The 13,106-nt window shown below is 63.1% G+C and carries 15 protein-coding genes; 9 read left to right on the top strand and 6 right to left on the bottom strand.

What is annotated here, in order from left to right:
* Positions 1–14: 14 nt before the first annotated feature.
* The 3 genes from hutG to hutI all read right to left on the bottom strand — a co-directional run bounded on the left by hutG (position 15) and on the right by hutI (position 4,022).
* Positions 15–833, bottom strand: coding sequence for an N-formylglutamate deformylase (gene hutG / locus NKH42_RS13680; RefSeq protein WP_352751652.1), 819 nt, complete (start codon positions 831–833; stop codon positions 15–17).
* A 421-nt stretch (positions 834–1,254) separates the two neighbouring features.
* Positions 1,255–2,790 carry a histidine ammonia-lyase gene (hutH, locus tag NKH42_RS13675; RefSeq protein ID WP_352738222.1) on the bottom strand — a complete coding sequence of 512 codons (1,536 nt, stop codon included), beginning with the start codon at positions 2,788–2,790 and terminating at the stop codon, positions 1,255–1,257.
* Positions 2,787–4,022 carry an imidazolonepropionase gene (gene hutI, locus NKH42_RS13670; RefSeq protein ID WP_352974202.1) on the bottom strand — a complete coding sequence of 412 codons (1,236 nt, stop codon included), beginning with the start codon at positions 4,020–4,022 and terminating at the stop codon, positions 2,787–2,789. The genes hutH and hutI overlap by 4 nt, the downstream gene beginning before the upstream one ends.
* 98 nt (positions 4,023–4,120) lie before the next feature.
* Between hutI and NKH42_RS13665 the strand changes: the two genes are divergently transcribed.
* Positions 4,121–5,473 carry a formimidoylglutamate deiminase gene (locus NKH42_RS13665; protein ID WP_352751655.1) on the top strand — a complete coding sequence of 451 codons (1,353 nt, stop codon included), beginning with the start codon at positions 4,121–4,123 and terminating at the stop codon, positions 5,471–5,473.
* Entirely contained in the window at positions 5,470–6,231 is a 762-nt protein-coding gene (gene hutC, locus NKH42_RS13660; RefSeq protein ID WP_352506564.1) for a histidine utilization transcriptional repressor HutC, read from the top strand. The genes NKH42_RS13665 and hutC overlap by 4 nt, the downstream gene beginning before the upstream one ends.
* A 176-nt stretch (positions 6,232–6,407) precedes the next feature.
* Here hutC and NKH42_RS13655 read toward each other — a convergent pair whose 3' ends face one another.
* A complete protein-coding gene (locus NKH42_RS13655; RefSeq protein ID WP_023674415.1) occupies positions 6,408–6,752 on the bottom strand; it encodes a RidA family protein in 345 nt (114 codons plus the stop codon).
* A 212-nt stretch (positions 6,753–6,964) separates the two neighbouring features.
* Between NKH42_RS13655 and aztA the strand changes: the two genes are divergently transcribed.
* The 4 genes from aztA to NKH42_RS13635 all read left to right on the top strand — a co-directional run bounded on the left by aztA (position 6,965) and on the right by NKH42_RS13635 (position 10,137).
* The gene (gene aztA, locus NKH42_RS13650; RefSeq protein WP_352509901.1) at positions 6,965–7,777 is read left to right on the top strand and encodes a zinc ABC transporter ATP-binding protein AztA; all 813 of its coding nucleotides are present in this window, start codon (positions 6,965–6,967) and stop codon (positions 7,775–7,777) included.
* On the top strand, positions 7,777–8,652 hold the full coding sequence (gene aztB, locus NKH42_RS13645; protein WP_254817491.1) for a zinc ABC transporter permease AztB: 876 nt from the start codon (positions 7,777–7,779) through the stop codon (positions 8,650–8,652). The genes aztA and aztB overlap by 1 nt, the downstream gene beginning before the upstream one ends.
* Positions 8,653–8,674: 22 nt before the next feature.
* Entirely contained in the window at positions 8,675–9,616 is a 942-nt protein-coding gene (gene aztC / locus NKH42_RS13640) for a zinc ABC transporter substrate-binding protein AztC (RefSeq protein ID WP_352751659.1), read from the top strand.
* Between the two features lie 182 nt (positions 9,617–9,798).
* Entirely contained in the window at positions 9,799–10,137 is a 339-nt protein-coding gene (locus NKH42_RS13635; RefSeq protein ID WP_352509905.1) for a protein tyrosine phosphatase family protein, read from the top strand.
* A 9-nt stretch (positions 10,138–10,146) separates the two neighbouring features.
* On the opposite strand, the gene NKH42_RS13630 is transcribed toward NKH42_RS13635, so the two are convergent.
* Complete coding sequence (locus NKH42_RS13630) at positions 10,147–10,614, bottom strand: Lrp/AsnC family transcriptional regulator (RefSeq protein WP_254817488.1); 468 nt, start codon at positions 10,612–10,614, stop codon at positions 10,147–10,149.
* A 153-nt stretch (positions 10,615–10,767) separates the two neighbouring features.
* On the opposite strand from NKH42_RS13630, the gene hppD reads away from it, so the two are divergent.
* From hppD to NKH42_RS13615, 3 genes are all read left to right on the top strand, one after another.
* Positions 10,768–11,883, top strand: a complete 1,116-nt coding sequence (gene hppD, locus NKH42_RS13625) for a 4-hydroxyphenylpyruvate dioxygenase (protein ID WP_352509906.1) — start codon at positions 10,768–10,770, stop codon at positions 11,881–11,883.
* A gap of 68 nt (positions 11,884–11,951) precedes the next feature.
* Entirely contained in the window at positions 11,952–12,176 is a 225-nt protein-coding gene (locus NKH42_RS13620; protein ID WP_254817725.1) for a type II toxin-antitoxin system Phd/YefM family antitoxin, read from the top strand.
* A complete protein-coding gene (locus NKH42_RS13615; protein ID WP_352509908.1) occupies positions 12,173–12,550 on the top strand; it encodes a type II toxin-antitoxin system VapC family toxin in 378 nt (125 codons plus the stop codon). The genes NKH42_RS13620 and NKH42_RS13615 overlap by 4 nt, the downstream gene beginning before the upstream one ends.
* Here the strand turns inward: NKH42_RS13615 and NKH42_RS13610 are convergent, their stop codons facing one another.
* On the bottom strand, positions 12,551–13,105 hold the full coding sequence (locus NKH42_RS13610; RefSeq protein ID WP_352690831.1) for a DinB family protein: 555 nt from the start codon (positions 13,103–13,105) through the stop codon (positions 12,551–12,553).
* Position 13,106: the final 1 nt, after the last annotated feature.

Below are 13,106 nucleotides of genomic sequence, written 5' to 3'. Positions count from 1 at the left end.
AAGCGCGCCGCGCATCAGCGCTCGGCCCAGGCGATCGCGGTTTCCAGGATCTTTCTCAGCGTGACGCGGATCGGCGCCGCGAATTCGGCATCGTAAGGCACCGGCCAATTGCCGGGTATGCCCTTGCCTTCGGGCTCGCGCAGATAGCCGCGGTTGGACAGCTCCATCTGCAGCGCGTGGACGCCGTTTTGCGGCTGGCCGAAATGGCGCGTGATCCAGCCGCCCTTGAAGCGGCCGTTGACGACGAAGCTCTCGCCGGTTTCGCCCAGAATCTGCCTTACTTCCTCCTGCAGCGTTGGATCGGCGCTCTTGCCGTCGTTGGTGCCGAGATTGAAGACCGGTAATTTGCCTTCGAATAGGCGCGGCAGCACCGAACGGATCGAATGGCAGTCATAGACGACGATCTTCCCATGCAAAGCGCGCAGCCTGTCGACCTCGGCCTGCAGCGCGGCATGATAGGGCAGGAAGAATTTTTCGCGGCGTTCGTCGATCTCCGACGGTCCCGGCTCTTCACCTTTGCGGTAGAGTGGATCGCCGTCAAAGGTCTCGGTCGGACAGAGCCCAGTCGTCGTCTGGCCGGGATAGAGCGAGGCGCCGGACGGATCGCGGTTGACGTCGATGACGGTGCGCGAAATCGCCGTATGCACAACGGTCGCGCCGAGGTCTTCTGCGAAGTCATAAAGCTTGTCGATCCACCAGTCGGCGTCACGGCGACCGAGCCAGGGCGAGATTAGCCGGCTGTCGAGGCCGGCGAGATCGATGCCGGTATGCGGGATCGAAACCAGCAAGGGTGCCGTGCCTTGGGTGACGGTGAGCCAGGAGGGCGAGGTCATCGGAAGTCTCCACGCGACAGAACGCCACTTTGCGACCGTCTTTGAACACCGATCTCGCTTTTTGTCGGTTGCGACGTATTTTGTTCTTGCTTTGTGCCGGCAGCTATGCTACTAATTTGTCTATGGTGCTGATTCAGCCCGACGACCCGCCCTCGAGGCGGGTTTTTTGTTTCTGGCCTTGAAAGTTTCGGTGTTGCCGGGCTGAGGTTGGCGGGACAGCGCCCCCCTCTGTCCTGCCGGACATCTCCCCCTCCAGGGGGGAGATTGGCTATCATCTCTACTTTCGCCAATCTCGTAGGATGCAGAAAGGGCGCAGTCCGCGAAGCTGCCAATCTCCCCCCTGGAGGGGGAGATGTCCGGCAGGACAGAGGGGGGCGCGACGGAACACGACCCATCGCGGCGTAACGCAGCGATAACAGTGTCATGACGTAATCCCCGGCAGCTTCACCGCGCTTGCCGCTTCCACCGCCGCGCCGCTGCGTACCATGGCGATGGCCTTCTCCATGTCCGGGTGGAAGTGCCGGTCGTTGTCGAGATGCGGCACCTCTGCCCTGACCAGCCGGCGCACCGCCTCCAGTGCCGCGCTCGAGGCCAGAGGCGCATGGAAATCGCAGCCCTGTGCGGCGGCCAGCAATTCGATGCCGATGACGGCCGTCGCATTCTCGACCATGCCGATGAGCCGGCGCGCCCCATGCGCCGCCATCGAGACATGGTCTTCCTGGTTGGCCGAGGTCGGGATCGAATCGACGCTGGCCGGATAGGCTTTTTGCTTGTTTTCAGAAACCAGTGCCGCGGCCGTGACCTGAGGGATCATGAAACCGGAATTCAAACCCGGCTTGGGCGTGAGAAAGGCCGGCATGCCCGACAGCGCCGGGTCGACCAGCATGGCGATGCGCCGCTCCGACAGCGAGCCGATTTCGCAGACGGCGAGCGCGATCATGTCGGCGGCGAAGGCCACCGGCTCGGCGTGGAAATTGCCACCCGAAAGTGCGGAGTCGTCCTCGGCAAAGATCAGCGGATTGTCGGTGACGCCGTTGGCCTCGGTGGCGAGCGTGTCCGCGGCCTTGCGGAGCACGTCGAGTGCTGCGCCCATCACCTGCGGCTGGCAGCGCAGGCAATACGGATCCTGCACGCGCTCGTCGCCGACGCGGTGCGATTCACGGATGGCGCTGCCGGCCATCAAATTGCGCAACGCCTCGGCCGTCTCGATCTGGCCGCGATGTTTCCGGAGCAGATGGATGCGTGGATCGAACGGAGCGTCGGAGCCTTTGGCGGCATCGGTCGACAGCGCGCCGGCGACCAGTGCCGACTGGTAGAGCACCTCCGCTTCGAACAAAGCGGCAAGCGCATACGCGGTCGAGAACTGGGTGCCGTTGAGCAGCGCCAGGCCTTCTTTGGCGCCCAGTATCACCGGCTCCAGGCCGTGCGAAACGAAGGCGACCTTGGCGGGAAAGCGGCCATGCGGGGTAAAGCACTCGCCGACGCCGATCATCACCGCGGTCATGTGCGACAGCGGCGCAAGGTCGCCGGAAGCGCCAACCGAGCCTTGCGCCGGCACCACGGGAATAACGTCGTTGGCCAGCATCGCCTCGAGCAGTTCGATGGTCCGCGGCCGCACGCCGGAGGCGCCCTGTGCCAGGCTGGCCAGCTTCAGCGCCATCATCAGCCGGCAAATTGCGACGGGTATCGGCTCGCCGACGCCGGCGGCATGCGACAGCACGATGTTTCGCTGCAGCGTTTCCAGGTCGGCGGCGGGGATGCGAACACTGGCCAGCTTGCCGAAGCCGGTGTTGATGCCATAGACCGGCTCGCCTTTGGCAACGATCCTGGCGACAGCCTCGGCGCTGGCCTTGATCTTCGGCCGGCAGGCATCGTCGAGTCTCAGTGCGGCGCCGCGATAGATGGCGCGCCATTCGGCCAGCGTGGCATTGCCTGGCCTTAGCTTGAGTTCGGTCATTGTCCCCTCCAGATGCGGGCATGCAGCGGGTTGAAGCCCATGCGGTAGACGAGTTCGGCTGGGCGTTCGACGTCCCAGATCGCCAGATCGGCGGATTTTCCGGCCTCCAGCGTACCGGTCTGTCCAAGCAGCCCGAGCGCGCGGGCAGCCTCGCGCGTGACGCCGGCAAGGCATTCATCGACGGTCAGGCCGAACAACGTCGCCGCCATGTTCATGGTCAGCAGCAGCGAGGTCAGCGGCGACGTGCCGGGATTGTTATCGGTGGCAACGGCCATCCTGACGCCATGCTGGCGAAAAAGGGCGATCGGCGGCTTCTTGGTCTCGCGGATGAAGTAGTAGGCGCCGGGCAAGATGGTCGCCACGGTTCCGGCCTTCGCCATCGCCGCCGCACCTGCCTCGTCGGTATATTCGAGGTGGTCGGCCGATAGCGCACGATAGCGCGCCGCAAGTTTGGCGCCGTGCAGATTGGACAGCTGGTCCGCATGGAGCTTGACCGGCAGGCCCGCCGCCTTCGCGGCATCGAACACGCGGGCGATCTGCTCCGGCCAAAATGCAATGCCTTCGCAAAAGCCGTCGACGGCATCGGCCAGGCCCTCGGCAGCGATGGCCGGCAAAATCTCGTTGGCGACAAGATCGATAAAGGCGTCCTTGTCACCTTTTGCTTCGGGCGCCAGCGCATGGGCGCCGAGGAAAGTGGTCCTGACCGTCACCGGCCGCTCACCGCCCAGCCGTCGCGCGGCGCGCAACGACTTCTTCTCGTTTTCGAGGTCGAGACCGTAGCCGGATTTGATCTCGACTGTGGTGACGCCTTCGGCGATCAGCGCATCGAGGCGCGGCAGCGACTGGGCGACCAGCTCGTCCTCGCTGGCGGCGCGCAACGCCTTGACCGAGGAAACGATGCCGCCGCCGGCCTTGGCAACCTCTTCATAGGTGGCGCCGGCCAGCCGCATCTCGAATTCATTGGCACGGTTGCCGGCGTGGACAAGATGAGTGTGGCAGTCGATCAGGCCAGGCGTGATCCAGCGACCGTCGCAGTCGATCGCCTCGGCGCTTTCGCGGAGCGCTGCCGGCATGTCGGCTTCCGGCCCGGCATAGACAATCCGGCCATTGCGCACGGCGATTGCACCGTGCTCGACGACGCCTGACCCGGTGCTGCTATCCACCATGGTCGCGAGGCGCGCATTGCGCCACAGGCGAACCTCCCCTGCCCGGCTTTTGCTCTCTGCAGCCATCATCTTTTCCGTTTCAATCGGTGACGATTATGTATATACATATCAAAAGGCACTGCAAGCACTATCATCGCATGGCAGACCGGGATTTGGAGAAAAACGTGACGGCAATCTTCGCGGAACAGGCACTTCTGCCCGACGGCTGGCACAGCAATGTGCGGATCGTCATCTCCGACGGCAGGATCGCCACGGTCGAGGCGAATACCTCGCTCCTGCCTGGCGACGAGCGCCATGCCATCCTTTTATCCGGCATGCCGAACCTGCACAGCCACGCCTTCCAGCGCGGCATGGCCGGGCTTGCCGAATTGCGCGGGCCTTCCGCCGATAGTTTCTGGAGCTGGCGCGAGGTGATGTACCGTTTCGCGCTGTCGATGACGCCGGACCAGGTCGAGGCGGTCGCGGCCCAGCTCTATGTCGAGATGCTGGAGGCCGGGTTCTCGCGTGTCGGCGAGTTTCACTATTTACACCACGACCGCGACGGCCGGCCCTATGCCAACATCGCCGAGATGGCGGAGCGCATCATTGCCGCAGCGTCCGAGACCGGCATCGGGCTGACGCTGTTGCCGGTGTTCTACGCGCATTCCTCTTTCGGCGGCGCTGCGCCAAATGAAGGCCAGCGGCGGTTCATCAACAATGTGAACCAGTTCTCGCGGCTTGTTGAGAAATGCCGCGAATCCGTTCGCAGCTTGAATCAAGGCGTTGTCGGCGTCGCCCCGCACAGCCTGCGTGCCGTGACACCGGAGGAACTGGAAAACATCACGGTGATGGCGCCGGAGGGGCCCATCCACATCCACGTCGCCGAGCAGATGAAGGAGGTCGAGGACTGCCTTGCCTGGTCCGGGGCGCGGCCGGTCGAGTGGCTGCTTGCCAATGCCAAGGTCGACCGGCGCTGGTGTCTCATCCACGCCACCCACATGACCGACACAGAGACGGTGCAAATGGCGAAAAGCGGCGCCGTTGCCGGCCTTTGTCCGATCACCGAGGCCAATCTCGGCGACGGCACCTTTGCCGCGTCCTTGTTCATGCAGCATGGCGGCCGCTTTGGCATCGGCTCGGATTCAAACGTCCTGATCGGCCTGCCGGACGAGTTGCGGCAGCTCGAATATTCGCAGCGCCTCGCCCACCGCGCCCGCAACGTGCTGGCGGTGGCCGGTGGCTCGACCGGCCGTGCTTTGTTCGATGCAGCGCTCGATGGTGGCAGTGCCGCGTTGGGCGCCGGCCCCTCGCAGATCGCAGCAGGTGCCCCGGCCGATTTCGTCTCGCTCGACGGCAAGCATCCATCGCTGGCCGGCAAGACGGGCGATACAATCCTTGACGCCTGGATTTTTGCCAACGGCACCAAGATCGATTGCGTCTGGGTGCATGGCAAGAAACTGGTCAGCGGCGGCATGCATGCCAGGCGCGATGCTATCGCCGAGCGGTTCCGCAAGGTGATGACGGCGCTTTCGGCATGAGTATGATCGCGACAATAAGCGCGGATTCTGGAAGCGCGGACGGCGGCGAGGTTCTTTCGCTGCACCAGCGCATCCTGTCGGACATCAGCGAACGGATCCTGTCGGGTGCCTGGGCGCCCGGCCACCGCATTCCGTTCGAGCATGAACTGACGGCCGAATACAATTGTTCGCGCATGACAGTGAACAAGGCGCTGTCGCAACTGGCCAAGGCCGGGCTGATCGAGCGCCGGCGTCGTTCGGGCAGCTTTGTCCGCCGGCCGCAATCGCAGGCGGCCGTTCTCGAAATCCACGACATCCGGATCGAGGTCGAGGCACTTGGCTTGCCCTACCGCTATGAGCGCATGGCGCGAAGCGGAAGGCGCAGCAGCGCCGACGACCGAGCCCTGCTGGAACTCGACGTCGCCGGGCCGGTGCTGGCGCTGGAATGCCTGCATTTCGCCGGCAAGCGGCCGTTTGCCCACGAGCAGCGGCTGATCAACCTGGCTGCCGTGCCGGAAGCCGCCGAAGAGGCGTTTTTCGAGACCGCTCCCGGTCCGTGGCTGATCGGGCGCGTGCCGTGGAGTGCCGCCGAGCATCGCATTCGCGCGGTTGCCGCCGAAAAGCACATCGCGGCGGCGCTCGACATCGAGACCGGCGCGCCCTGCCTGGTGATCGAGCGGCGGACATGGAGCGCCGAGCACCCCGTCACCCATGTCCGGTTCACCTATGCGGCAGAGAACCACACTCTCGTGGCAAGGTTCACGCCATCGCAGGGGTGAGCTCCTAACCCTCCCCCTTGAGGGGAGGGTCGCGGAGCAAATTGCCGCGCGGCGGCATTTTGTGACGCGGGGTGGGGTCGGAGCAACCTCGCCGACCCCACCCCGTCTCGCAGTCTCCGCTTCGCTTCGACTACTCGCCGACCCTCCCCTCGAGGGGGAGGGTTAGAGCCGCATTCTCAAATCGCCGCGGTAACAATGATCTCGACCAGATATTCCGGTCCGGCAAGTTTCGCTTCGCCCGTGGCGCGGGCCGGCGTGTTGCCCTGCGGCACCCATTTGTCCCATTCCGCGTTCATCTCGGCAAAGGTGCTCATGTCGGCCAGCCAGATGATCGCCTGCAGGATCTTGGTTTTGTCGGTGCCGGCCTTGGCCAGCAATTCGTCGATCGCCGCCAGAATGTCCCTGGTCTGGGCACCGACGTTTCCGCCCGGCTTGCCGACCTGACCGGCCAGATAGACGGTGTTGCCGTGGATGACGATCTGGCTCATGCGTGGGCCTACATCGATGCGACGAATGCTCATTGGATATTCCTTCTCCTCTTGTCAGCTGCGCCTGTTTAGGGGCCGGGTTCGCCGGGAGCAAGGCCGCTCGAGCGGAACTTCTTGAGCCAAGCCAATGCACACAACATGACGGCCCGGCCGCAATTCCGCCCGATTGGCTTGTTGACTAATGTAATAACATCACATATCGAATCCGCCCCTGCACCACCGATCGTCGCCCCATGGATCGTCACATGAGCCAAACCTGCCTGACCTTCCGCGACCTGACGCTGGGCTACAACAGCCACCCAGCGATCCACCACCTCGATGGTACGATCCGCAAGGGGTCGTTGACGGCGGTCGTCGGCGCCAACGGCTCCGGCAAGTCGACGCTGATGAAGGGCATTGTCGGCGTCCTGAAGCCGATGGCCGGTGCGGTGATCCGGGCGCCCGGCGTGCGCGCCGCCTATCTGCCGCAGCAATCGGAGCTCGACCGTTCCTTTCCGGCCCGTGTCGTCGACCTGGTTTCACTTGGCCTATGGCCGCGGCGCGGCATGCTCGGCCGTTATACAAGGGAAGATCGCGACTCGGTCAGCGAGGCGCTGATGGCCGTCGGCCTCGGCGGTTTCGAGAAGCGCCCGATCGACACGTTGTCGGGCGGCCAGCTGCAGCGCACGCTGTTTGCCCGCGTGCTGTTGCAGGATGCCGAGCTCATCCTGCTCGACGAGCCGTTCAACGCCGTCGATGCCAAGACGGTCGGTGACCTGATCGCGCTGATCAAGCGCTGGCACGGCGAGGAGCGCACGATCATGGTTGTGGTCCACGATCTCGATCTGGTGCGGCAGAATTTCCCCGAAACACTGCTGCTGGCGCGCCAGCCGATCGCTTGGGGAGAGACCAGGGAGACGCTGCGGCCGGAGAATTTGTTGCGTGCGCGTCGCTTCCACGAGGCCTGGGAGGATAACGCGCCATGGTGTGAGCCCAGCGAGCATGATCACCAGCACAGTGGCCACGAACACGGCCATGACCATGACCATCATCACGGCCCCGGGCCGACGGCGGCGTGATGGACGTGCTCTACGGTCTGTTCGTCGCTCCGTTCGCCGACTACGCCTTCATGCAGCGGGCGCTCGCCGGTTCGATGATGCTGTCGCTCGGCGCCTGCCCGGTCGGCGTTTTCCTGATGCTGCGGCGCATGAGCCTGTCCGGCGACGCCATGGCGCATGCCATCCTGCCGGGTGCTGCCGCAGGCTTCCTGTTCTATGGCCTGGAAATCCTGCCGATGACTATCGGCGGACTGATCGCCGGCATCATCGTGGCGCTCGGCGCCGGCGCCGTCTCGCGCTTCACCATCCAGCGCGAGGATGCCTCGATGGCGGCCTTCTATCTGATTTCGCTGGCCATCGGCGTGCTTATGGTGTCGATCCGCGGTTCCAGCGTCGATCTCATGCATGTGCTGTTCGGCACCGTATTGGCGCTCAACAACGAGGCGCTGACGCTGATCGGCGGCATCGTCGTGGTGACGCTGGCCAGCCTCGCCATCTTCTGGCGGGCGCTGGTCGCCGAATGCCTCGACCCTTTGTTCCTGCGCTCGGTCAGCCGGATGGGCAGCCCGGTGCATTTCATCTTTCTCGGCCTCGTCGTGCTCAATCTCGTGGGTGGTTTCCAGGCGCTCGGCACCTTGCTGTCGGTCGGGCTGATGATGCTGCCGGCGGCGGCGGCCCGCTTCTGGACGTCGCGCGTCGAGCCGATGTGCGTGTTGGCCACAGTGATCGGCTTTGCCTCCTGCATTGCCGGGCTGCTGTTGTCCTACCATGCGTCACTGCCCTCCGGCCCGGCCATCATCCTGTCCGCCGGCGTCGTCTATTTCGCCTCGATCCTGTTCGGCACGCGCGGCATCCTGCGCGCCCGCATCGTCCATCACCGCCACAGAACTGCCTGATCCCAACAAGGAGAAACTGTCCATGCTGAAATCGATCCGCACCGCGTTGGCCGTGAGCGTTATAACATTAACCGCCCTTGGCGCTTCGTCGGCCTTTGCTGAGCCGTTGAAAGTGGTCGCCAGCTTCACCATCATCGCCGATTTCGCCAAGAATGTCGGCGGCGACCGCATCGATCTGACCACCATCGTCGGGCCGGACGGCGACGCCCACGTCTACGAGCCGAGCCCTGCCGATGCGGTGGCCATGGCCAAGGCCGACATCGTGCTGGTCAACGGCCTGCATTTCGAAGGTTTTCTGCAGCGCCTGGTCGACGCCAGCGCTACCAAGGCTTCGATTGCCGTGCTGACCAAGGGGGTCACGCCCATCAATTTCAAACCCGAATTCGCCGAGGCCGACGCCGCCGAAGGCGCGGAAACCGATGGCGGCAAGACGGTCACCGATCCGCACGCCTTCCAGTCGATCGCCAACGCCAAGATCTATGTGAAGAACATCGCCGACGCCTTTTGCACGGCCGACGCTGCGGGTTGCGGCAGCTACAAGGCCAATGCAGCCGCCTATACGCAAAAGCTCGATGCGCTCGAGGGCGAAGTGCAGGCGGCGATCCAGTCGATCCCGCAAGAGAAGCGCGTCGTCATCACCTCGCATGATGCCTTCGGCTATTTCGAGAAGGCCTATGGCTTGACCTTCCTGGCCCCGGAAGGCGTGTCGACCGAGTCGGAGCCTTCCGCCGCCGACGTGGCCAAGCTGGTCAGCCAGGTGAAGCAGGACAAGGCGGCGGCGATCTTCGTCGAGAACATCACCAATCCGCGGCTGATCGAGCAGATCGCCAGCGAGACCGGCATCAAGGTGGGCGGCACGCTCTATTCCGATGCGCTGTCGCAGCCCGACGGCCCGGCCGCGACCTATATCGACCTGATGCGCAACAACATCGCCCAGATCAAAGGCGCGATCCTCGGCAGCTGAGCGATCGACCTCGTACATCCAGCCGGGCTGGCGTATGGCGCATCCAAGCACACGCGGCGCTGTCCGGCTGGATTTCCGGCATCGAAATCTCTATCTGCGCGGATGGATTTCTTTTCGCGCGGATTGCCGACCGGGTCAGGGAGTGGCAAGACTGCCGCTAACCAGATTGCGAGGACACCGCCATGGAATACCGACAGATCAGCGAGGACTATTCGGTCTCGGGCCAGATCCAGCCCGAGGACGTCGCGACCATCAAGGCCGCCGGCTTCAGAAGCGTGATCTGCAACCGGCCGGACGATGAGCAGCCCGGCCAGCCATCGGCCGACACCGTCAAGGCGGCGGTCGAGGGCGCCGGGCTCGCCTTCCGCTACATCCCCGTCATCAGCGGCCAGATCACGGCCGAGAATGTCGAGGACCAGGCCGAGGCGCTTGAGGAACTTGAAGGCCCGGTCTTCGCTTACTGCCGTTCCGGCGCCCGCTGCACCAATCTTTATGGGCTGATCCAGCAGTCGAAGGGGTGACATTCGCCCTCAGATCGGTAGCGCGCCGGTTTCCTTCAGCGTCTCCAGCACGATCGCCGTCTTCACGTGCTGCACGGATTCGTGCGGCAGCAGCACGCTGTTGACGAATTCCGACAGCGACTTCAGGTCGGGCGTCACCACTTTCAATATATAGTCCATCTCGCCCGTCAGCGCGTGCGCTTCCTGCACTTGCGGCAGCCGCGCCACCAATTCGCCGAAACGCCGCGCATTGTCGCGGTTGTGAGTGGCAAGCGTCACCGAGATGACGTTGACAAGGGAAAAGCCGAGCTTGTCGCGGTCGAGCACCGCCCGGTAGCCTTTGATATAGCCGTCCTCCTCCAGCCGCTGGCGACGGCGCGAGCATTGCGAAGCGGACAGGTTCACCCGTTCCGAGAGGTCGTTGTTGGTCAGGCGTGCATCGCCCTGCAGCAGAGCCATTATCTTGCGGTCAAACTGGTCGATGCGCGCCTCATCCATGAATTTCGGCTCCGCAGTGCACAACTCGCGCATAATCAGACCATTTTAAGCGTTTGAATGCAAGCAATTTGCACTCGCTCCGCGCTATGATTGCGCTCAGATATGGCCGACGCGGCCAAGGCCAGATTTCAGGCCAGATTTCGGAGCAATGCCATGGGTCCCTTCCCGCACGACGCACCGCCCGCCAAGATCAGCAAAACCAATCCCGCCGGCACCGACGGCTTCGAATTCGTCGAATTCGCGCATGCCGAGCCAGAAAAGCTCGCCGAACTGTTCACCCGTATGGGCTATGTGCCGGTCGCCAGGCACCGCAGCAAGAACATTACCGTCTGGCGGCAAGGCGACATCAATTATGTCGTCAATGCCGAACCCGGCTCGCATGCCATGAAATTCGTCGACAAGCACGGCCCTTGCGCCGCCTCAATGGCGTGGCGGGTGGTCGATGCCAGGCATGCCTTCGACCATGCGGTAGCCAGGGGCGCGACGCCCTATGAAGGCAACGACAAGACGCTCGATGTGCCGGCGATCGTCGGGATCGGCGGATCGCTGCTCTATTTCATCGAAGCCTACGGCGAGAAGGGGTCGGCTTACGACGCCGAGTTCGACTGGCTGGGCGAGCGCAACCCCAGGCCGGAAGGCGTCGGCTTCTACTATCTCGACCACCTCACCCACAATGTCTATCGCGGCCAGATGGACAAATGGTGGGATTTCTACCGCGACCTGTTCGGCTTTAAGCAGATCCATTTCTTCGACATCGACGGCAAGATCACCGGCCTGGTCAGCCGCGCCATCACCTCGCCGTGCGGCAAGATCCGCATCCCGCTCAACGAGTCCAAGGACGAGACCAGCCAGATCGCCGAATATCTGAAAAAGTATAATGGCGAGGGCATCCAGCACATCGCCGTCGGTACCGACAACATTTACGACGCCACCGACCGGCTGGCCGAAAACGGCCTGAAGTTCATGCCGGGTCCGCCGGAGACCTATTACGACATGTCCCATGCTCGCGTGAACGGCCACGATGAGCCGATCGAGCGTATGAAGAAGCACGGCATCCTGATCGACGGCGAAGGCGTGGTCGACGGCGGCACGACCAAGATCCTGCTGCAGATTTTTTCGAAAACCGTCATCGGGCCGATCTTCTTCGAATTCATCCAGAGAAAGGGCGACGAAGGCTTTGGCGAGGGCAATTTCCGCGCTTTGTTCGAATCGATCGAGCAGGACCAGATCAAGCGCGGCGTGCTGAGGGTGGACGGCAAGGCAGCGTAGCCAGCTCGGCCGAGGTGTCTTGTGGTTTGATCAATTATGACCTAAATTATGGTCATAAGGATCGAGTCATGAATGTTTCTATTGCCGAAGCCAAGGCCAAATTGTCGGAACTCGTCAGCCGCGCGGAAGCCGGCGAGGAGATCGTGCTCACACGCCACGGCAAGGTGGCGGCGCGTATCGTAGCTCCGGCAGTGGCCGAACCCCTGCCGCGTATCGGCGCATTGAAGGGCAAGATCTGGATTGCGGACGATTTTGATGAACTCGGTCCCGAGTGGGATGAGTACGTGAAATGACGGTCGGCCCGTTTCTCGCCGACACACACATCATCCTCTGGTCGATTTCGGACGATCGACGTCTCAGCGAGCACCACCGCGTTATTCTGGCTTCGGAAGCGGTGGTGTTCGCGAGCGCGGCAAGCATCTGGGAAATTGCCATCAAACGTTCGATCAGAAAACTTAATGCGCCGGACGATCTGCCAACGCTGCTTCCAAGGATGCAATTTCAGCCGCTCGCCGTAACCTTCCAGCACGCGAACGCCGTCGGCGGCCTACCCCACCACCATGGTGATCCGTTCGACAGGCTTCTGATTGCGCAGGCGCAAGTGGAGAACCTCACCATCCTGACATCCGACCCGCATTTCGCCCGTTACGATGTGGCTTTGGCATGATTATCCAAGCAGTTGGTCTCGCAAGCCCAGCCGCTCAACCTCCGCTTTCCTGAGTTTCACATCGTAATCGAGGAAGAACTCGTCGAGTTGCGGCGGTTTCACCGAGGTGCCGGACAGCATCGCGTGCACCTGGCCGCGATGATGGATGTCGTGGATGAAGAGATGGGCGAGCAAATCGCCGATCCGCTCCGGTAGCATGCCGTCCTCGCGCCGGTCGGTGAGAACGCGGCGCCCGAGATCGTCCGCCGACAGGCGGTCGCAAAAGGCGATCAGCCGCCGATCGGCCTCCGCCTGTTCAACAAAAAGCGCCTTGGCATCATTGAACGGCACAAAATCGTCATGGGCGGCGGCGCCGACGCCGCTCTCTTCGAGAAAATCGAGATAGAGGTGATCGACCGCGAGAATGTGGTTCAGCGTTGCCTTGATCGATGGGAAGAAGCTTATCCTTTCAGCTTCGAATTCGCCGGGCTCAAGCTGCAGCACGGCACGATAGAGCCGGTCGTTGGACCACAGATTGTTAGCTGCCATGCGGCGGAAATGGTTCAGCAGGTCCATG

Origin of the sequence: Mesorhizobium sp. M1142 (assembly GCF_040318565.1) — a bacterium.
In the GTDB taxonomy this organism is placed as follows: domain Bacteria; phylum Pseudomonadota; class Alphaproteobacteria; order Rhizobiales; family Rhizobiaceae; genus Mesorhizobium.
This window is presented reverse-complemented; position numbering and strand designations above follow the sequence as displayed.